Source organism: Streptomyces sp. NBC_00996, assembly GCF_045162675.1.
Classification (GTDB): domain Bacteria; phylum Actinomycetota; class Actinomycetes; order Streptomycetales; family Streptomycetaceae; genus Streptomyces.
This window is the reverse complement of sequence record NZ_CP108723.1, coordinates 8,635,403-8,655,181: the sequence shown is the minus strand read 5'-3', so window position 1 is coordinate 8,655,181 and position 19,779 is coordinate 8,635,403. Positions and strand designations below refer to the sequence as shown.

Annotated in this window: 16 protein-coding genes and 1 pseudogene; 12 read left to right on the top strand and 5 right to left on the bottom strand. The window is 70.4% G+C overall.

Features of this window, described 5'->3' with window-relative positions:
- Positions 1-9: 9 nt before the first annotated feature.
- Together dmpI and OG390_RS40235 are read right to left on the bottom strand one after the other, a co-directional pair.
- Positions 10-192: a 4-oxalocrotonate tautomerase DmpI gene (gene dmpI / locus OG390_RS40240; protein WP_399087511.1), complete on the bottom strand. Its 183-nt coding sequence runs from the start codon at positions 190-192 to the stop codon at positions 10-12.
- A gap of 104 nt (positions 193-296) precedes the next feature.
- Entirely contained in the window at positions 297-1,145 is an 849-nt protein-coding gene (locus tag OG390_RS40235) for a LysR substrate-binding domain-containing protein (protein ID WP_406174845.1), read from the bottom strand.
- Between the two features lie 17 nt (positions 1,146-1,162).
- On the opposite strand from OG390_RS40235, the pseudogene OG390_RS40230 reads away from it, so the two are divergent.
- A pseudogene (locus OG390_RS40230) lies at positions 1,163-1,384 on the top strand (LysE family translocator); the annotation flags it as partial.
- 3 nt (positions 1,385-1,387) lie between these two features.
- Here OG390_RS40230 and OG390_RS40225 read toward each other — a convergent pair.
- Positions 1,388-2,527, bottom strand: a complete 1,140-nt coding sequence (locus tag OG390_RS40225) for a winged helix DNA-binding domain-containing protein (protein WP_406174843.1) — start codon at positions 2,525-2,527, stop codon at positions 1,388-1,390.
- A 146-nt stretch (positions 2,528-2,673) separates the two neighbouring features.
- Here OG390_RS40225 and OG390_RS40220 point away from each other — a divergent pair, with 146 nt between their 5' ends.
- The 7 genes from OG390_RS40220 (at position 2,674) to meaB (ending at position 13,919) form a co-directional block, all read left to right on the top strand.
- On the top strand, positions 2,674-3,870 hold the full coding sequence (locus OG390_RS40220; RefSeq protein WP_406174841.1) for a magnesium and cobalt transport protein CorA: 1,197 nt from the start codon (positions 2,674-2,676) through the stop codon (positions 3,868-3,870).
- Between the two features lie 949 nt (positions 3,871-4,819).
- Complete coding sequence (locus tag OG390_RS40215) at positions 4,820-6,232, top strand: family 2B encapsulin nanocompartment shell protein (protein ID WP_406174839.1); 1,413 nt, start codon at positions 4,820-4,822, stop codon at positions 6,230-6,232.
- Positions 6,233-6,286: 54 nt separating this feature from the next.
- Positions 6,287-7,597 (top strand): family 2 encapsulin nanocompartment cargo protein terpene cyclase, encoded by a 1,311-nt coding sequence (locus OG390_RS40210; protein ID WP_406174837.1) that lies wholly within the window; start codon positions 6,287-6,289, stop codon positions 7,595-7,597.
- A gap of 5 nt (positions 7,598-7,602) precedes the next feature.
- Positions 7,603-8,505 (top strand): geranyl diphosphate 2-C-methyltransferase, encoded by a 903-nt coding sequence (locus OG390_RS40205; RefSeq protein ID WP_406174835.1) that lies wholly within the window; start codon positions 7,603-7,605, stop codon positions 8,503-8,505.
- Between the two features lie 442 nt (positions 8,506-8,947).
- A complete protein-coding gene (locus OG390_RS40200; RefSeq protein ID WP_406174834.1) occupies positions 8,948-10,756 on the top strand; it encodes a methylmalonyl-CoA mutase family protein in 1,809 nt (602 codons plus the stop codon).
- The gene (gene scpA, locus OG390_RS40195; RefSeq protein WP_406174832.1) at positions 10,756-12,930 is read left to right on the top strand and encodes a methylmalonyl-CoA mutase; all 2,175 of its coding nucleotides are present in this window, start codon (positions 10,756-10,758) and stop codon (positions 12,928-12,930) included. Before OG390_RS40200 ends, scpA begins: the two co-directional genes overlap by 1 nt.
- On the top strand, positions 12,927-13,919 hold the full coding sequence (gene meaB / locus OG390_RS40190; RefSeq protein ID WP_406174830.1) for a methylmalonyl Co-A mutase-associated GTPase MeaB: 993 nt from the start codon (positions 12,927-12,929) through the stop codon (positions 13,917-13,919). The genes scpA and meaB overlap by 4 nt, the downstream gene beginning before the upstream one ends.
- A 227-nt stretch (positions 13,920-14,146) precedes the next feature.
- Here meaB and OG390_RS40185 read toward each other — a convergent pair whose 3' ends face one another.
- Positions 14,147-14,491: a hypothetical protein gene (locus OG390_RS40185; protein ID WP_406174829.1), complete on the bottom strand. Its 345-nt coding sequence runs from the start codon at positions 14,489-14,491 to the stop codon at positions 14,147-14,149.
- 110 nt (positions 14,492-14,601) lie between these two features.
- Complete coding sequence (locus OG390_RS40180) at positions 14,602-15,561, bottom strand: LysR family transcriptional regulator (RefSeq protein WP_406174827.1); 960 nt, start codon at positions 15,559-15,561, stop codon at positions 14,602-14,604.
- Positions 15,562-15,687: 126 nt separating this feature from the next.
- Here OG390_RS40180 and OG390_RS40175 point away from each other — a divergent pair, with 126 nt between their 5' ends.
- Genes OG390_RS40175 through OG390_RS40160 form a run of 4 tightly spaced genes read left to right on the top strand, consistent with a single transcriptional unit; the run spans position 15,688 to position 19,779 of the window.
- On the top strand, positions 15,688-16,680 hold the full coding sequence (locus tag OG390_RS40175) for a fumarylacetoacetate hydrolase family protein (protein ID WP_406174825.1): 993 nt from the start codon (positions 15,688-15,690) through the stop codon (positions 16,678-16,680).
- Positions 16,677-17,633: a cyclase family protein gene (locus tag OG390_RS40170; protein ID WP_406174824.1), complete on the top strand. Its 957-nt coding sequence runs from the start codon at positions 16,677-16,679 to the stop codon at positions 17,631-17,633. Before OG390_RS40175 ends, OG390_RS40170 begins: the two co-directional genes overlap by 4 nt.
- A gap of 23 nt (positions 17,634-17,656) precedes the next feature.
- Positions 17,657-18,784, top strand: coding sequence for an FAD-dependent oxidoreductase (locus tag OG390_RS40165; RefSeq protein WP_406174822.1), 1,128 nt, complete (start codon positions 17,657-17,659; stop codon positions 18,782-18,784).
- The gene (locus tag OG390_RS40160; RefSeq protein ID WP_406174820.1) at positions 18,781-19,779 is read left to right on the top strand and encodes an amidohydrolase family protein; all 999 of its coding nucleotides are present in this window, start codon (positions 18,781-18,783) and stop codon (positions 19,777-19,779) included. The genes OG390_RS40165 and OG390_RS40160 overlap by 4 nt, the downstream gene beginning before the upstream one ends.

The window sequence follows — 19,779 nt, the reverse complement described above, 5'->3', positions numbered from 1 at the left end:
CCGCTCCCCCTACTTGTCGGCGGTCAGCTTCCCCGCGCTTCCCCAACTGTCCGCCGGCACCTCGTGGATCCACACCTGCACGGTGTCGGCCGGGATCTTGTACGCGTCGACGAAGGCGTCGGTGACCCGCTTGACGAGATCCCGCTTGAGCTCGACGTCGCGCGGACCCTGCTGAACGGTGACGATGGGCATGGCTGAACTCCCTTGTGTACGGCGGCTCTTGCCGCTCGGTGTGTACGGGAACAGTCCATCGCGCGGGGCGTCACCGACCAAGAAGCAGCCCAAGACGGCAGTGATCAGTTCTCGTGATGGCCGCAGGCCGCGAGCAGACCGTCCAGGTATGGCGTCGGCGCCGAGCCGTGCACGGCGAGCCCCGTTGCGAGCGCCAGCCCCGGCGCCCGGAACGGCACGTAGGCGACCCGGGGCGTGTGCAGAACGCGCGCGTGGGACCCGTAGACCACGGTCCACAGCGGCCGGGCACCGATGGTCGCGAGGGTGTCCTGCAAGGAGCCGCTCGTCGGCCCGGGCAGCGGTTCGAACCCGGCGTCGTGACAGGCCCCGACGACCAGGTCGACCAGCGCGGGGTTGATGCGGCGGGCAGTGATGCTCAGCGGCAGCCCGGCCAGCTCGTCGAGGGCCACCTCCTCCCGCGCCGCCAGGGGGTGCCCGGCGGGGAGGGCGGCCACCAAGGGGTCGGACCACAGCGGCAGCACCCGCAGGCCCGGTGGGTGCTCCTGTGGTGTGGCGCCCCGTACGAACGCCGCGTCGAGCCGCCCGTCCGCGACCCGGGCGAGCCGCTCCTCGGCCGGTAGCGAGACCAACTCGACCTGGACGCCCGGCTCCCGCTCGGCGAAGGCCGCGAGCACCCGGTCGAGATGCTCGCCGAGGCCGGTACTGGTACCGAGCCGCAGCGCCGCGACGGGGGCGACGGCCGCCCGGGCCCGGTCCGCCGCCACCAGCACCGCCCGCGCCTCGGGCAGCAGTCGTTCCCCCGCGCCGGTGAGCCGCACATGCCGAGGTGAACGGTCGAAGAGCTCCGCGCCCAACTCCCGCTCCAGCCGCCGGATCTGCTGGCTGACGGCCGACTGCACGATGTGCAGCCGTGCGGCCGCCCGGCCGAAGTGCAGCTCCTCGGCGACCGTCACGAAGTAGCTGAGCTGCCGTCGACCACTCCGCCGGTCGACTCCCGCTCCAGATGCTGCTGTTGGGCCTGGTCCCGATCTCCATCGGCCTGGTCACGGACACCCTGTGGGGTCTGACCGCGTCCGCGGCCCGCGCCTGGTTCGCGCGCTCCGACCGGCGTCTGCAACTGATCGGCGGCGCGGGCGGCTTCACGATGATCGGGCTGGGGCTGACGGTGGCGGTGACGGGGCGGGCCGAATGAGGTCTACCTGGAGAGGGCGCCGAAACGGATGTCGTACGACGACGATCCCGCCATCACCGTGAGCATCCGCTCGGCCTCCTGAACGACCTCGTCGCGCTGGGCCTTGGCGAGCCTGCCGAACGGCTCGATGGTGAGGACCTCGCCCTCCTGCCGCCATATGCCCGCGAGGAAGCCGTCCACGAGCAGCGTGCAGTTCGCCTGGTTGCCCTGCCAGGTGCGCCCCTTGAGGTCGGCCGGAACCACCCGGGAGCGGTCGGCATGGGACAGCAGCAGGTTGTCGAACTCGGGCAGGAAGCGTGGCGGGGCCGGGGTGTCCGCGTCCGGTCGGGGCGCGTCGGGGAGGTCGAAGAGCTCGACACCGTTCTCGTCACGGAACGTGATCAGCCGGGGCCGAAGGCGCTCGAAGGCCTCACGCAGCCGGGTCAGCCCCGCCCAGGTCTGCATGTCCTTGACGGAGGCGGGCCCGAAGGCGGCGAGGTAGCGCAGGACGGTCGCGTCGGGCGCGGGAGCCGGCTCGGCGGGGCGGCCCAGCCAGTGCTCGGCGGTGGTGAGCGCGACCTGGCCGCTGCGCCCCCACAGGCCGCGCGGGGTGACCTGGACGAGCGGCAGCTTGCAGCGGGCCGCGACGGAGAGGGCGAACGGGTCGGCGTCGGGCCACTCGGCGAGCAGCGCCTCGCGCAGCTGCTTCATGGTGCGCGGCTCGGCCTCCACCAGCTCACGACCGAGCGCGGCGAGCCGGTCCAGGTCGACGCCGGTCAGCCCGTTGCGGAAATTGCCCAGCTCCCGGTCGCGGGCGGCCTGCACGAGCGGGCGCAGGGTGAGGGCGTCGCCGGCGGTGTGCGTGTGGATGGTGGAGCGCATGGTGACGATGCGGACGACCTCCCGGTCGGCCATGAGCTGCGACAGCGCCTCGGGCGTGAAGCCGTCGAGGCGGGCGGCGAGGGCGTGGTACGGCGGCTTCACGTTCTGTGCCTGCAGACCGAGGAGGTGCTCGACGGCGGCCTTCGCGGACAGCGGCGAGCGGCGCAGCAGGAGCTGTCGGTCGAGGGTCGCGCGGTTGAGGGCACGGGTGCCGAGCACGGGGCCGGCGGCCGTCCTCGAGGTCGTCCTGGCGGCCGCGGGCGTCCTGGTCGTCTTCGTCATGCTCCGCACGCTAGCGCCGCTTGCGGACACCTTCTGTCCGCAACTCTCACCGGATCCCGAGGCGACTGAGCACGCTCAGGTCGTTTGCCCCGTATATCCTGCTCCGTGATCACACAGACGTACGTTCGACATGGGAGGCAGCTGCGATGTCCGAGCGACGCGCCCGCTCAGCCTCGAAGAACACGGGAAACGCGAAGAACACGGGAAACGCGAAGGACGTCAGGAAGCCCGTCTGGCGGCGCGCCCCGAATCCTCCGGCCGCGCCGCCCGCGCAGCCCCCCTCGACCCGCCCCGACGCACCGGCACCCGAATCCACCGACGTCGCCAGCGTCGTACAGGCGGCCCTGTACCGTGACGGGGTACGCGTCTCGATGCCCTCCTCCCTCTCCGAGACCTTCCGTGAACTGCGCGAGCAGCCGGCCGGTATGGCATGGATCGGTCTGGCCCGTCCGACGGAGGCCGAGCTCCTCTCCCTGGCCGCCGAGTTCGACCTGCACCCGCTCGCCGTCGAGGACGCGATGGAGGCGCACCAGCGCCCGAAACTGGAGCGCTACGGCGACACGCTCTTCGTCGTCCTGAGCGCCGCCCGCTATCTGGACGCGGCCGAGGAGGTCGACTTCGGCGAGCTGCACGTGTTCGTGGGGCCCGACTTCGTGATCACGGTCCGCCACGGGGCGGCACCGGATCTCTCGGCGGTGCGCCGTCGCATGGAGGACACCCCGGAGCTGCTGAAGCTCGGTCCGGAGGCCGTTCTCTACGCGATCCTCGACTCCGTCGTCGACGGCTACGTCCCCGTCGTCTCCGGCGTCCAGAACGACATCGACGAGATCGAGACCGAGGTCTTCCGCGGCGATCCCAAGGTCTCCCGCCGCATCTACGAACTCTCCCGGGAGATGGTCGAGTTCCAGCGCGCCACCCGCCCCCTGGTCGGCATGCTGCACGGCCTGATGGCCGGTTTCGCCAAGTACGGTACCGACGAGGAACTCCAGCGCTATCTCCGCGACGTCGCCGACCATGTCACCCACACCAGCGAACGCGTGGACGGCTTCCGCCAGGCCCTCACCGACATCCTCACCGTCAACGCGACCCTGGTGACTCAGCAACAGAACGCCGAGATGCGCGCGTTGGCGGAGGCGGGCTTCGAACAGAACGAGGAGATCAAGAAGATTTCGAGTTGGGCGGCAATCCTCTTTGCTCCCACACTCGTGGGAACTATTTATGGCATGAACTTTGAGAACATGCCGGAGCTGGGCTGGAGCTTCGGATACCCCTTCGCGATCGGCTTGATGGGGGTAGTTTGTGCCAGTTTGTACGTGATTTTTAAGCGGCGGGACTGGCTCTGAGGGCAAGCGATCGCACTTCCGGTCACTCACCCTGTTTGCTCCCGTATCTTCCGAAAACGGAGCCATGACGCGCTCTGGGGAGTCCCTTGGGCTGGTGGCCCGCGGAACGCCGGGCTATGGCCGTGCACCCGTACGGACTTGGCCCCTCTCCGCTCCACCTGTTCACCCAGTCCGACTTGGGCGTGGTCACCGCCGCCGCCGTCCGGCTGCTGCCCGCCCCGAGACCCAGCGGATGATTCGCCCCCAGCTTCACCTGGGACCGGCTCCCCGACACCGTCGAGGTGCTACGGCGTTTTGCGGCGCAGGGCCTGGTCGACGGGGTGATCAAGGTGTACGACTTGGTGCCCGCGGCCTTCTACGGCGGCCTCGCCGGCGAGTTCCTGGCTCACGTGCGCGTGAGCGGCGCCGCCGCGACCAGGCGCCTACGCACAGGGGCCGTGGTCGATCCGGCCTTCGCGGTGCTTTGCCTGGCGGATAGAAGCACACGGCAGCACATATCGAAGCGTCGCCCCAGCCGCACCATTGCCCCGGCTGAGTCCTGTCGCGTTTCCGATGCGGTGATGCGAGGCACCGGCCGCCCCACACCTGCGGACGGTGGCGGCAGCGGGCGGGCGCCCCCGACTGGCCCGATCACCCAAGGCGGGCTGGACATACGGCACTTCCTCGGCCCCTCGACTCGCCGGTCCCCCACTGTGGAAGCCGACCGGTCTCTCGTCGGGACACGCCGCCCAACCGGGGCTGAATCCCGTCGGTACCCGGGCAAACATTGCGCGGGCGCGATCATCGCATCGAGTTAATGTCGCCCACTTTCCTTGGTCCACGGGGCGAAGCGGCCGTTAGTGTTCACCTGGATCTGGACTGATTTCCCTTCATATACCCCGTTTCCCCCTGTTGTCCGATGACACCCACGTACGTGCCATCGCCGCCCTGAACAAGGAGAGCTCGCCCGATGACTGTTGACTCGAGCCCGGAGGCGCGACTGGAGCCACCCCGGCAATCCAGCCTCGGCACGGCGGCCGCCCGCAACCTCGCCACCACCACCAAGTCCGCCCCGCAGATGCAGGAGATCACCTCTCGCTGGCTGCTGCGGATGCTCCCCTGGGTGGAGACCAAGGGCGGGGTCTACCGGGTGAACCGTCGCCTGACCTACACCGTCGGCGACGGGCGCGTTGAGTTCGTCCAGGACGGCGCCGACGTCCGGGTGATCCCCCGTGAGCTCGGCGAACTGGCCCTGCTGCGCGGCTTCGACGACGTGGAGGTACTTACGGCCCTCGCCGATCGGTGCGTCCAACGCGACTTCCGGGCCGGCGAGACGCTGGTGGAACGCGGTGCGCCCGCGGATCAGCTCCACCTGATCGCCCACGGCCGCATCAGCCGGGCCTCCGTCGGCGAGTACGGCGACGAGGTCGCCTTGGACGTACTTGCCGATGGCGACCGGTTCGGGGACAACGCCCTGCTGGACGGGAACGCCCCTTGGGAGCACACCGCCACCGCCGAGACCTCGGGCACCCTGCTCACCCTGTCTCGCGCCGACTTCGAGGCCGTGCTGTCCACGGCGCCGGGCCTGCGGGACCACATCGAAGAGTTCACGTCGCTTCCCCGCCAACGGCAGAACCACCGCGGCGAGGCGGAGATCGCGATGTCGGCCGGCCACACCGGCGAGCATGAGCTGCCCGGCGCGTTCGTCGACTACGAACTGAATCCGCGCGAGTACGAACTCTCGGTCGCGCAGACCATTCTGCGGATCCATACAAGGGTCGCGGACCTCTACAACGGACCGATGAACCAGACCAAGGAGCAACTCAGGCTCACCATCGAGGCGTTGCGCGAGCGCCAGGAGCACGAGCTGATCAACAACAGGGAGTTCGGCCTGATCCACAACGCCGACTTCAAGCAGCGCTTCCAGACGCATTCCGGCCCGCCGACCCCGGACGACATGGACGAGCTGCTCTGCCGCCGTCGCGGGTCCAAGTTCTTCCTCGCGCACCCGAAGACCATCGCGGCGATCGGGCGTGAGTTCAACGCCCGCGGGCTCTATCCGGACCACGTCGACCTGGGTGGTCAGCAGGTCCCGGCCTGGCGCGGGGTTCCGATCCTTCCCTGCAACAAGATCCCCATCACGAAGGAGAAGACCAGCTCGATCCTCTGCATGCGTACCGGCGAGGACAACCAGGGTGTCATCGGTCTTCATCAGACAGGTCTGCCGGACGAGTACGAACCGGGCCTGTCGGTCCGCTTCATGGGCGTGAACGAGCAGGCCATCACCTCTTATCTCATCAGCACCTATTACTCCGCCGCCGTCCTCGTGCCGGACGCGGTCGGCGTGCTGGAGAACGTGCAGATCGCCCGCTGGCCCAGGTAGCGGGCCCACCCGAAAGGCCCCGGGACAGCCGCCCACCCCACGAAGGAGCCACTGATGCCCGCGCCTGAGCCGACACCTCCGCAATCGAGCCTGCCGGCGGCCGCTGCCCACTTCGGGGCGCACGTCCTCGCTGAAGCCGCGGCCCGTGCCTGCGATATCAAGGCTGTCACCGGCGGCCCACCGTCTGCGCCGTCCGTGCCCGCACCGCCTGCGGTTTCCGTGCCGGCACCGTCGCCCCCCGATGCCCCGACAGCCGTGGTGCCGACACCGATCCCCGACCTGGAACGGATCCTGCGCGGGCCCAGCGGCCTGGGCACGGCGGGCCTGCGACTGATCCTGCGGGAGCATCTGCCGACGCCTTCGGAGCCGTCGGCAGCTACGGCGGAAGGCAGGCCGATCCCGGGCCTCTACTACCACCAGCCGGCCGAGCCCGACCCGGTGCGGGTCGAAGAGGTCAGCCGAAGGATCAAGTCCTGGGCGCTGGACGAGGTCTCCCTGTATCCCGAGGACTGGGAGGAGCAGTTCGACGGCTTCTCCGTGGGCCGCTACATGGTCGGCTGCCATCCGGACGCACCCACCATCGACCACCTGATGATCGCCACACGCCTGATGGTGGCCGAGAACGCGGTGGACGACTGCTACTGCGAGGACCACGGGGGCTCGCCCGACGGCCTCGGCGAACGCCTTCTGCTGGCGCACACCGCACTCGACCCCGTTTACACGACGGAGAAGTACCGGGCGCAATGGGCGAAGTCGCTCCATGCGGACGCGCCTCGGCGCGCCTACCGCTCCGCCATGGACTACTTCGGCCAAGCAGCCAGCCCCTCCCAGACCGACCGATTCCGGCACGACATGGCCCGGCTTCACCTGGGGTACCTCGCCGAAGCCGCCTGGGCCCAGATGGACCACGTACCCGAGGTGTGGGAGTACCTGGCGATGCGCCAGTTCAACAACTTCCGCCCCTGTCCGACCATCACCGACACCGTCGGCGGCTACGAGCTGCCGTCGGACCTGCATGCCCAGACCGCCATGCAGAAGGTCATCGCGCTCGCGGGGAACGCGACGACCATCGTGAACGACCTGTACTCGTACACCAAGGAGCTCGACGCTCCCGGGCGGCACCTCAACCTGCCCGTCGTGATCGCCGAACGTGAGGGCCTCTCCGACCGGGACGCCTATCTGAAGTCGGTCGAGGTCCACAACGACCTCATGCACGACTTCGAGAGCAACGCGGCGGCCCTGGCCGTCGATTGCCCCGTCCCAACCGTGCAGCGCTTCCTGCGAGGCGTGGCCGCCTGGGTCGACGGAAACCACCACTGGCACCAGACCAACACCTATCGCTACAGCCTGCCCGACTTCTGGTAGGAAGAATGGACTCATCTGTGATCAGCACGACCAGCACCGAACTCACCGCCACCGACCACCCTCTGCTCATCCCCGGCCCGGCGACTCCCTACCAGGGAGACATCGCCCGCTACTGGGACGGGGAGGCCAGGCCCGTGAACCTGCGTCTCGGCGATGTCGACGGTCTCTACCACCACCACTACGGCATCGGTGAAGTCGACCACTCCGCACTCGGCGACGCTGAGGACGGCGAGAGCGAGAAGAAGCTGATCGCCGAGCTCCACCGACTGGAGTCGGCGCAGGCCGATGTCCTCCTGGGGCACCTCGGCGACATCGGGCATGACGACACCCTGGTGGACGCCGGCTGCGGGCGCGGCGGGTCGATGGTGATGGCGCACCGACGCTTCGGATGCAAGGTCGAAGGTGTAACGCTGTCGGCCAAGCAGGCCGACTTCGCCAACCGGCGGGCCCACGAACTCCGCATCCAGGACCACGTACGCGCCCGCGTCTGCAACATGCTCTCCACGCCCTTCGAGACCGGGCAGGCCGCGGCCTCGTGGAACAACGAGTCGAGCATGTACGTCGACCTGCAGGACCTCTTCGCGGAACACTCCCGCATCCTCGAGGTCGGCGGTCGCTACGTGACCATCACCGGCTGCTGGAACCCGCGGTACGGCCAGCCTTCGAAGCGGGTCTCCCAGATCAACGCGCACTTCGAGTGCAACATCCACTCGCGCCGGGAGTACCTGCGTGCCATGGCCGACAATCGCCTCGTGCCACAGGCCGTCGTCGACCTCACCCCCGCCACTCTGCCCTACTGGGAGCTGCGGGCAACGTCTTCGCTGGTCACGGGAATTGAGGACGCGTTCATCAACTCCTACAAGGATGGGTCCTTCCAGTACCTCCTCATCGCCGCCGACCGAGTCTGACCTTCTGCTGCCGGGGAGGGCCCGTCCCTGACGGAACGGGCCTGGCCGGGCAGCCGCAGCGGGTGATCTCCTCGTCCTGCCCCGGCAGGCCCCCTGACCAGGGCTTGTAGCGCGGCAGCGAGCAGGCCCGGCCGGACGCGGACAGCACGGCACTGAACCTCTTCCGGTCCCTGGGCCGGCGCCGGACCGTGTTGCCTGTGCCCGGTACGCGGCCCGGGCCGGTCGTCTTCCTCACCTCGTGGCATCCGGCCCTCGTCGACGCGTGGTGCGCGACCCCTTCGACCGGGGCCGCGCACCACGCCCGGGTCACACGCATACTGTCGTAGTACGTGACCTGCGCGGACTTCAAGACCGAACGAGGGCCAGGTCACATCCTCGGAGAGGGCAAGGTCACAGCCGTGCCCTCTGCTGCTCCTTTGCGCCTCTGGCCTAGCATCTGAGCATGACGGTCCTGCCTGACGACGGGCTTGAACTGGCCGCCGAGTTCCCTGATGTGACCCACGAGCAGTGGCAGCGCCTTGTTGCGGGCGTGCTGCGCAAGTCGGGCAAGGACGTCGAGGGTGCTCAGGCCGAGGAAGCCCTGTCCACCGCGTTGGAGGACGGGCTGCGCACCCGCCCCCTGTACACCGCGCACGACAGCGCGCCCGAGCCGGGCTTCCCGGGGCTCGCGCCCTTCGTGCGCGGCAGCCGAGCCGAGGGAAACACGGTCGGCGGCTGGGACGTGCGCCAGCGGCACACGACGGCCGACGGCGCCGGGGTGCTCGCGGACCTGGAGAACGGCGTCACCTCCCTGTGGCTCGTCGTCGGCGAGGCGGGCATTCCTGCGCCGTCGCTCGGCCACGCCCTCGACGGCGTCCATCTCGACCTGGCCCCCGTCGTCCTCGACGCCGGGCATGAAGTGGAGCCTTCGGCGCGCGAGCTGCTGCGGCTGTACGAGGAGCGGGGCGTCGCCCAGGACGCGGCGCGCGGCAACCTGGGCGCGGATCCGCTCGGTCACGAGGCCCGTACCGGACAGGCCCTCGACTTCGCGTCGGCGGCCGGCCTCGCGCGGCTGTGCGCCGAGGAGTACCCCGGGCTGCGGGCGCTGACGGTGGACGCGCTGTCGTACCACGAGGCCGGCGGCTCGGCCGCCCAGGAACTGGGCTGCTCACTGGCGACCGGGGTCGCGTATCTGCGGGAGCTGACCGAGGCCGGGCTGAGCGTCGGACAGGCGTGTGCGCAGCTGGAGTTCCGGTACGCGGCGACCGCCGACCAGTTCCTGACGATCGCCAAGCTGCGGGCCGCGCGCCGGCTGTGGGCCCGGGTGGCCGAGGTCTGCGGAGCCCCGGGCTCGGGGGCACAGCTCCAGCACGTCGTGACCTCGCCGGTGATGATGTCGCGGCGCGACCCATGGGTGAACATGCTGCGCACGACCATCGCCGCACTGGCCGCCGGGGCGGGCGGAGCCGACTCGGTCACCGTGCTGCCCTTCGACCACACGCTCGGGCTGCCGGACGCGTTCGCGCGGCGCATCGCCCGCAACACCTCGACGATCCTCATCGAGGAGTCGCACCTGTCCCGGGTGATCGACCCGGCGGGCGGTGCCTGGTACGTGGAGCGGCTGACGGACGAACTCGCCCACTCGGGCTGGGAGTTCTTCCAGCGGATCGAGCGGCTCGGCGGGCAGGCGGCCGCTCTGCGCTCGGGACAGCTCGGGGAGGACCTGGCCGGCACCTGGCAGGCACGCAGCAGCAAGCTCGCCAAGCGGCGCGAACCCGTCACCGGCGTCAGCGAGTTCCCGCACCTGGCGGAGAAGCCGGTGGTCCGCGAGAGCGCGCCCGAGCCGCCGTCCGGCGGGCTGCCGCGTGTGCGGCGCGACAAGGCGTACGAGGCACTGCGCGCCCGCTCCGACGCCCACCTCGCGGCGACCGGCTCCCGGCCGCGCGTCCTGCTTGCCACGATCGGTCCGGCCGCCGCCCACACCGCGCGGGCGACCTTCGCCTCGAACCTCTTCCAGGCGGGCGGCATCGAGCCGGTCACCGAGGGCACGTTCGAGGAGAGCGGTGCCACGGAGGTCTGCCTGTGCTCCAGTGACGCGCTGTACGAGGAGCAGGCGGAGACCGTGGCCGCCGATCTGAGGTCGGCGGGTGCCTCGCACGTGTTCCTCGCGGGTCGTCCCGGTCAGTACGCCGGTGTCGACTCGTACGTCTTCGCGGGCTGCGACGCCGTGGCCGTGTTGTCCGCCGCCCTTGACCGCATGGGAGTGTCCTGATGAAAATCCCCGACTTCTCCGGGATCGAGCTGGGGACCCCCACCGTCGGCGGCGGCGCCGAGGAGTGGCGTACGGCCGTGAAGAAGGCGGCGGGCGGGGACGACCTGCTCTGGGAGACCCCGGAGGGCATCCCGGTCAAGCCGCTCTACACCGGGCAGGACCTGGAGGGCCTCGACTTCCTGGGCACCTACCCGGGCGTCGCCCCGTATCTGCGCGGCCCCTACCCGACGATGTACGTCAACCAGCCCTGGACGATCCGCCAGTACGCGGGCTTCTCGACCGCCGAGGAGTCCAACGCGTTCTACCGGCGCAATCTCGCCGCCGGCCAGAAGGGCCTGTCGGTCGCCTTCGACCTGCCCACCCACCGCGGCTACGACAGCGACCACCCGCGCGTGACCGGTGACGTCGGCATGGCGGGCGTGGCGATCGACTCGATTCTGGACATGCGGCAGCTGTTCGACGGCATCCCGCTGGACAGGATGACCGTGTCGATGACGATGAACGGCGCCGTGCTGCCGGTGCTCGCGCTCTACATCGTCGCCGCCGAGGAACAGGGAGTACCGCCCGAGAAGTTGGCCGGGACCATCCAGAACGACATCCTCAAGGAGTTCATGGTCCGCAACACCTATATCTATCCGCCGAAGCCGTCGATGCGGATCATCTCCGACATCTTCGCCTTCACCTCGCAGCGGATGCCCCGCTACAACTCCATCTCCATCTCCGGCTACCACATCCAGGAGGCGGGCGCGACGGCCGACCTGGAGCTGGCCTACACCCTCGCGGACGGGGTGGAGTACATCCGGGCGGGCCGTGAAGCCGGTCTGGACGTGGACGCGTTCGCACCCCGGCTCTCCTTCTTCTGGGCGATCGGCATGAACTTCTTCATGGAGATCGCCAAGCTGCGGGCGGCCCGGCTGCTGTGGGCGAAGCTCGTGAAGCAGTTCGACCCGAAGAACGCCAAGTCCTTCTCCCTGCGCACCCATTCGCAGACCTCCGGCTGGTCGCTGACGGCGCAGGACGTGTTCAACAACGTGACCCGTACATGCGTGGAGGCCATGGCGGCCACCCAGGGCCACACCCAGTCGCTGCACACCAACGCGCTGGACGAGGCGCTCGCCCTGCCCACCGACTTCTCGGCGCGCATCGCCCGCAACACGCAGCTGCTCATCCAGCAGGAGTCCGGCACCACCCGGGTCATCGACCCGTGGGGCGGCAGCGCCTACGTCGAGAAGCTGACGTACGACCTCGCCCGCCGGGCCTGGCAGCACATCCAGGAGGTCGAGGCTGCGGGCGGCATGGCCAAGGCCATCGACGCGGGCATCCCCAAGCTGCGCATCGAGGAGGCCGCGGCCCGTACCCAGGCGCGCATCGACTCCGGGCGCCAGCCGGTCATCGGCGTCAACAAGTACCGCGTCGACAGCGACGAGCAGATCGAGGTCCTCAAGGTCGACAACTCCTCCGTACGCGCCCAGCAGATCGAGAAGCTGCGGCGGCTGCGCGAGGAACGGGACGAGCGGGCGTGCCAGGACTCGCTCGACGCGCTCACCCGGGCGGCCGGAGGCGACGGCAACCTTCTGGAACTGGCGGTGAACGCCGCTCGCGCCAAGGCCACCGTCGGCGAGATCTCCGACGCCCTGGAGAAGGTCTACGGCCGGCACGCGAGCCAGATCCGTACGATCTCCGGCGTGTACCGCAACGAAGCAGGCGAGTCCCCGTCCGTGGCGCGCACCCGCACCCTGGTGTCCGCGTTCGCGGAGGCCGAGGGCCGCCGCCCGCGCATCCTGGTCGCCAAGATGGGCCAGGACGGCCACGACCGCGGCCAGAAGGTCATCGCCACCGCCTTCGCGGACCTCGGCTTCGACGTGGACGTCGGCCCGCTGTTCCAGACCCCGGCCGAGGTGGCACGCCAGGCCGTCGAGGCGGATGTGCACATCGTCGGGGTCTCCTCGCTGGCCGCCGGGCATCTCACCCTCGTACCGGCGCTGCGCGAGCAGCTCGCGGAGGAGGGACGCGAGGACATCATGATCGTGGTCGGTGGGGTGATTCCGCCGCAGGACGTGCCCACGCTCCTGGACATGGGTGCGGCGGCCGTCTTCCCGCCCGGGACGGTGATCCCGGACGCCGCCCACGATCTGGTGGCACGGCTGTCGGCCGGCCTCGGGCACGACCTGTGATCGATGTCGACGCCTATGTGAAGGGCGTCCTTGACGGGAAGCGGGCCGTCATCGCCCGCGCCATCACCCTCGTCGAGTCCACCCGTCCCCAACACCGCGCGCTCGCACAGGAGTTGTTGACCGAGCTGCTCCCGCACAGCGGCCGGGCGCGGCGGATCGGTGTCAGCGGGGTGCCCGGCGTGGGCAAGTCGACGTTCATCGACGCGTTCGGCACCCTGCTCACCGGGCTCGGACACCGGGTCGCGGTGCTCGCCGTCGACCCCTCCTCCAGCCGCACGGGCGGATCGATCCTCGGTGACAAGACCCGCATGGAGCGCCTGGCCGTGGACCCGGCGGCCTTCGTCCGCCCCTCCCCCACCGCGGGCACGCTGGGCGGGGTCGCCAAGGCGACCCGCGAGTCGATCGTGGTGATGGAGGCGGCCGGCTACGACGTCGTCCTCGTGGAGACCGTCGGCGTCGGCCAGTCCGAGACCGCGGTCGCGAACATGGTCGACTCCTTTCTGCTCCTCACCCTCGCCCGCACCGGCGACCAGTTGCAGGGCATCAAGAAGGGTGTCCTGGAGCTGGCGGACGTGATCGCCGTCAACAAGGCGGACGGCCCGCACGAGCGCGACGCCCGCGCGGCGGCACGGGAGTTGGCGGGCGCGCTGCGGCTGATGCACGGCAGGGACGCGGTCTGGACCCCGCCCGTGCTGAGCTGCAGTGCCCGAGAGTCGACCGGCCTGGACACCGTCTGGGAACGTCTGGAACAGCACCGCACGCTGCTGGATTCGACCGGGCGCCTTGCTGCCAAGCGCCGTGACCAGCAGGTCGACTGGACCTGGAGCATGGTCCGTGACGAACTCCTGGGGCGCCTGCACGCCGACCCGGCGGTACGGGCCCTCGCGCCCGCCCTCGAACAGCAGGTCAGGGACGGCGGCTTGACGGCCACACTGGCCGCCGAGCGCATTCTGGGGGTGCTCGGGAGCCGCGACGCGGACCCTGCCTGAGCAGGCGGCCACGCACCTGGTCACGGGGCGGGTTCCGCTGGTCACGTGGCGGCTTCCGCCGCCGGCATCCCCACGGGCGCCGTCGGCCTGGTCCCCACCCGACTCGGCCTGGAGTGAGGCGACTTCCGCGACTCCTGGTCCCCACTCAACTCGACCTGGAGTGGGGTCCGCGACATAAGCCGCAGCGCCACCGCCATCGCCGACCTCACGGCACCCCGGCCCCCCACCTACGGCCGCGGGATCTCCTCCGCGAGGGACACCCGCCGACGGGCCCACAGCAGCCCGGCCGCCGTCAGGGCCGAGGCGAGGCCCAGCAGACCGACGGCGCCGGCCAGGCTCCCGACCGCCGACTCGGCGGCGATCAGCACGAGCGGGCAGACGAACTCGCCCGCGAAGAACGCCGCCGTCCACAGACCGGTGCCGCGCCCACGGTCGGCGTAGTCCAGCCGGGACAGCGCGACGGTGAGCAGGGAGGGCAACAGGACTCCACAGCCCAGGCAGTTGAGTACCGCGCCGATGACCAGGAGTACGGGGTCGCCGGACAGGCCCATCACCACGAATCCGGCCCCCACAGGGCGAAGACCGCGGGCAGCCGGCCCCCGGATTCGCCGCGCAGTCTGGTGAAGGTGATCGAGCCGGCCACGGTGGCGGCGCTGGCGAGGGCCGTGGCCAGGCCGATGACCTAGCCCTCACGCGATCGATCTCCCGGATCACCTTCATCCGCCCCATGGATGGCCTGCCCGTTCACCGAGGCGGCGACTCGCGCGGCCGTCTCCCGCAGCCAGATGTGCGCGGCGTCGTGGGTGTGGACCGGATGCCACCACAGCGCCTCCCGGAGCGGTACGGCTTCGTAGGGGGCTTTCATGATCCGTACGGGGGCGAGGCCGCGCAGCCGCTCGGCGAGCAGTTCCTGGATGAGAGCGATGCGCCGCGTGCCGGCCACCATGAACGGCAGCACCTGGAAGCTGTCGACGGACACCTCGACCCGCGGCTCGATGCCGAGCATGCCCAGTTGGCGGACGGCCGGGGAATCGTACGTGCGCAGGTAGGTCACCCACGGCAGCCGTGCCAGGTCGTCCCGGGTGAGGTGGTCGCCCACCTCCGGGTTGTCGTCGGCCACCAGGAAGACCCACTGGTCCTGATAGAGCTCGGTGGCGGGGAAGTCGCTGATGATGCCGTGCGGCATGAGCAGGCCGTCGCTCGTGCTGAGCGCGGTGCCGGCCGCCTCGATGATGCCGGTCGGGGTCTGGGTGAAGCGCAGCCGGATGCCCGGTGCCTCCCGGTGGAGGGTGCGGGCGAGTTCGGCGCCGAAGACGGCGACCGCGTAGTCGGAGGCCATGATCGTGAACTCGCGGGACTCCGTGGCGGGGTCGAAGTCGGCCTGGCTGGTGAAGAGGCGTTCCAGCAGGTCACAGGCGGTCGAGGTGCGGTCGAGGAGGACCTGGCCGAGGGCCGTCAGCTCATAGTGGCCGCCGACGCGGGAGAGCAGGTCGTCATCGAAGTGGCGCCGGAGCCGGGCGAGGGCGGCGCTCGTCGCCGGCTGGCTGAGGCCGATCCGCCTGCCCGCGCGGGTGACGTTGCGCTCCTCCAGGAGCGCGCGCAGGGCGACGACGAGGTTGAGGTCGAGGCTGGCCAGGTTCACGGCGTGCTCCCAGGACACAGAGGCGTGGCATCAACGGGCTGGATGATCCGCATCCACAGAATCGATTTCCCAGATTGCGAAGTGCGGGGCCAGATTAGTCACATCGCAATCAGGAGGACATCCCCCGTGAAACCCGCAGCCCCTTCCGCGTCCTTCTCCGGACCCTTCGCCCTCGGCACCGTCTCCGTCCCCGGCCGGGAGCCCTTCCCCGGTCTCGTGGTCCCGGAGGGCAGCGTGCTGAACCTTCGTACGGTTCTCGGCGAGCCTGCTCTGACCGCGCGTGCGATCTTCGAGCGCTGGGAGGAGCTGCTTCCCCGCCTGCACGCACTGGCAACCGGCACGACCGGCGACCGGCTCCCGCTCGACGGCCTGCACGTCCACGCACCCGTCGAGCCCCGCCAGGTCTTCCAGTCCGGCGCCAACTACCGGCAGCACGTGATCGACCTGGAGGTCGCCCACCGCTCCCCCGACGACCCCCGCACGGTCGAAGAGGCGCGCGCGGAGATCGCCGAGATCATGGACCGGCGGGCGGCCGAGGACCTGCCCTACGTCTTCATCGGTCTGCCGAGCGCGATCGCGGGCCCGTACGACGACGTCGTACTCCCCGCCTGGGCCGAAAAGCCCGACTGGGAACTGGAGTTGGCGGCGGTCGTCGCCGCACCGGCCTACTGGGTCTCCGTGGCGGAAGCGCTGAACTACGTGGCCGGCTACACGATCGCCAACGACCTCACCGACCGCGCCACCGTCTTCCGCCGGGACATGCCGGCCATCGGCACCGACTGGCTGCGCAGCAAGAACGCACCCGGATTCACCCCGCTCGGCCCGTGGATCGTTCCGGCGGAGTCGATCGCGGACCCGGGCGACCTGCGGGTCACGCTGAAGCTGAACGGCGAGACCATGCAGGACGAGTCCACCAAGGACATGATCTTCGGCGTCGCGCGGATGGTGTCGTACGCCTCGCAGACCGCGCACCTCCTGCCCGGCGACCTGGTGTTGACGGGCTCCCCGGCCGGCAACGGCATGCACTGGGGGCGGCTGCTGCGCGACGGTGACGTGATGGACGGCTCGATCACGGGACTGGGCGCACAGCGCACGCGATGTGTCGGGGAGGACGCGTGAACCGCGAAGACCCCGAGGGCGCGATCGCCGATGCCGCCAAGTCCTTTTCCAACTGGGGACGTTGGGGGGCCGACGACGTGCTCGGCACACTCAACTTCCTCGACGAGGGCAAGCGCCGCGAGGGCGCGGCCCTCGTCCGGCGGGGCGTGAGCTTCTCGCTCTCCCAGCGGTTCGACATGAACGGACCGCAGAAGGGCTGGCGGCGCCGCACCAACCCCGTGCACACCATGCTCGACACCGGCACCGACGCGGCCCTCGGAAACCAGGGCTTCCCGCACGGCATCGGCGGCGCCGACGACGTGATCAGCATGCCGCTGCAGTGCTCCACCCAGTGGGACGGGCTCGGGCACATCTTCGACCACGGCAAGGCATGGAACGGACGTGACGCCGCGAGGACCGTCACCTCCGACGGCGACCTGGTCACGGGCATCGAACACATGGCGCCGTACGTCGCCGGGCGGGGCGTACTCCTCGACGTAGGCCAAGTCATCGGCGATGACGGTGAGTTGCCCGACGGATTCGCCGTCACCGAGGAGCACCTGACCACGACCGCCGAGGCCCACCGGGTGAGCGTGGGCCCGGGCGACATCGTCGTCGTACGCACCGGGCGGCTGGCGCGGGCCCGTCGCGAGGGCTGGGGCGACTACGCGGGCGGCGACTCGCCCGGCCTGTCCTTCACCACGGCCGGCTGGCTGCACCGCACCGAGATCGCCGCGATCGCCACCGACACCTGGGGCTTCGAGGTCCGGCCGAACGAGTTCGAGCACGCCTTCCAGCCGCTGCACCAGGTCGCCATCCCCCACATCGGCCTCCTCATCGGCGAGATGTGGGACCTGGACGCGCTCGCCGTCGACTGCGCGCGGGACGGCGTGTACGAGTTCTGGCTCACCGCCGCACCCCTGCCCATCACCGGAGCCGTCGGCTCCCCGGTCAATCCGATCGCCGTCAAGTGACCGGCGGAACAAGGGAGTTTCCCATGACCAACCCCCGCACCGTCCTCGTCGTCGGCGGCGGCCCCTCGGGCAACGCCATGACCATCCTGCTGCGCCGCGCCGGCCCCGCCGTGGACCTGATCGAGGCCAGGCCCGACTGGAACGCCACCACCGGCTCCGGTATCACCCTCCAGGGCAACGCCCTGCGTGTGCTGCGCGAACTCGGCGTGTGGGACCAGGTGAGCACCTACGGGTTCGCCTTCGGTTCGCTGGGCGTGACCGCCCCCGACGGAAACCTGCTCCACGTGGCCGAGGACCTGCAGACCGGCGGCGAGGACCTGCCCGCCACCCTCGGCATGCAGCGGCCCCGGCTGCAGCAGATCCTCATGGACGCCGTTCGCGTGTCCGGCGCCACCGTACGCCTGGGCACCACCGCCGAGAGCCTGGAGCAGGACGCCGAGGGCGTCTCGGTGCGCTTCAGCGACGGCACGGCCGGCCGCTACGACCTGGTGGTCGGCGCCGACGGCCTCGGCTCCGCCACCCGAGCCGCGATCGGTATCACCGCGAAACCCGAGCCGACCGGCATGGCCATCTGGCGCGCCCCCGCCCCGCGCCCCCAGGGCGTCACGCGCACGGACCTGACGTACGGCGGTCCGGCCTACATCGCGGGCTACTGCCCCACCAGTGAGGACACGATCTACGCGTACGTCGTCGAGGCGTGCCGCGACCGCGCCTCGATCCCTCCGCAGGCGTACGCGGACGAGATGCGCCGGCTCGCGCAGGGTTACGGCGGTGTCTGGTCGGAGATCGTCCAGCACCTCGACGACCCGGCACAGGTCAACTACACCTGGTTCGACCGGCTGTTGGTCGAGGGCTCCTGGCACCGCGGCCGGGTCGTCCTCGTCGGTGACGCCGCCCACTGCTGCCCGCCCACCCTCGCCCAGGGGGCTGCCATGTCCCTGGAGGACGCCTCCGTCCTGGCCGAGCTGCTCACCAGCGGGCGGGCCTGGGACGACGAACTGTTCCAGGCGTACTACGAGCGCCGCATCCCGCGCGTGCGGACCGTCGTCGAGGCGTCCGTGCAGCTCGGGCAGTGGCAACTGGACGGGGTGCGCGGCGACGCGCCCGGCCTGATCGGCCGCACGATGGCCATCCTGAAGGAGCTGCCGTGACGGCGCCCACCATCGACGTGCACGCCCATGTCCTGCTGCCCGAGGTCGAGGCACTGGTGGCCGACCTGCCCGGTTCGGCCGAGGCGAAGGCACTGGACGCCCGGCGCAACGGCCCCGCGGCCCTGGCCGTCAGCGGCGCCATGGTCCGCGAGAGCGTTCCCAAGGCGACCGAGGTCGCTCTGCGGCTGGCCGCGATGGACGCCCAGGGCGTGGACGTGCAGCTGGTCAGTCCGTCCCCGTCGCACTACCACTACTGGGCGGACGAGGAGACGGCCGAGAAGGTGTACCGGCTGGCCAACGAGGCCACCGCAGCGCACTGCGCCCAGGCGCCGCACCGGCTCAAGGGGCTCGGGCTCGCCCCCCTCCAGCACCCGGACCAGGCGGTGCGTGCCCTGGAACACGCCCTGGAACAAGGCCTGTCGGGTGTCGAGATCTCCAGTCACGCACCTGGCCGGGAGCTGTCCGATCCGGCGTACGAACCTTTCTGGTCGCGGGCCGAGGAGACCGGAGCGCTCCTCTTCCTGCATCCCTTCGGGTGCACGCTCGACGAGCGACTGGACCGGTGGTACCTGTCCAACGTCGTCGGGCAGCCCACCGAGAACGCCGTCGCGCTGTCCCATCTCATCTTCTCCGGAGTCCTGGACCGGCATCCGGAACTGAAGCTGATCGTGGCGCACGGCGGCGGCTACCTGCCCACCCACATCGGCCGCTCCGACCACGCCTGGTCCGCCCGCTCGGACGCGGGCGCGGGCTGCGCCCACCTGCCCAGCAGCTATCTGCGGCGCCTGTACTTCGACTCCCTGGTCCACGACCCGCACGTCCTGCGGGAGTTGATCCGTGCCGTCGGCGCCGACCGCGTCCTGCTCGGCTCCGACTTCCCCTTCGACATGGGCACCGAGGACCCGGTCGGCGCCCTGCGCGCCGCGCGGCTGCCCGACGCCGACTTCCACGCCGTACGGGGCGGCAACGCCGCCGCCCTCCTCCGGAAGGACTGA

Coding starts and splice junctions, on each gene's coding strand:
- OG390_RS40220 (WP_406174841.1), top strand. CDS start 2,674: ATGTCCGAGCGACGCGCCCGCTCAGCCTCGAAGAACACGGGAAACGCG.
- OG390_RS40200 (WP_406174834.1), top strand. CDS start 8,948: ATGACGGTCCTGCCTGACGACGGGCTTGAACTGGCCGCCGAGTTCCCT.
- OG390_RS40225 (WP_406174843.1), bottom strand. CDS start 2,527: ATGACGAAGACGACCAGGACGCCCGCGGCCGCCAGGACGACCTCGAGG.
- scpA (WP_406174832.1), top strand. CDS start 10,756: ATGAAAATCCCCGACTTCTCCGGGATCGAGCTGGGGACCCCCACCGTC.
- OG390_RS40215 (WP_406174839.1), top strand. CDS start 4,820: ATGACTGTTGACTCGAGCCCGGAGGCGCGACTGGAGCCACCCCGGCAA.
- OG390_RS40210 (WP_406174837.1), top strand. CDS start 6,287: ATGCCCGCGCCTGAGCCGACACCTCCGCAATCGAGCCTGCCGGCGGCC.
- OG390_RS40205 (WP_406174835.1), top strand. CDS start 7,603: ATGGACTCATCTGTGATCAGCACGACCAGCACCGAACTCACCGCCACC.
- dmpI (WP_399087511.1), bottom strand. CDS start 192: ATGCCCATCGTCACCGTTCAGCAGGGTCCGCGCGACGTCGAGCTCAAG.
- OG390_RS40165 (WP_406174822.1), top strand. CDS start 17,657: ATGACCAACCCCCGCACCGTCCTCGTCGTCGGCGGCGGCCCCTCGGGC.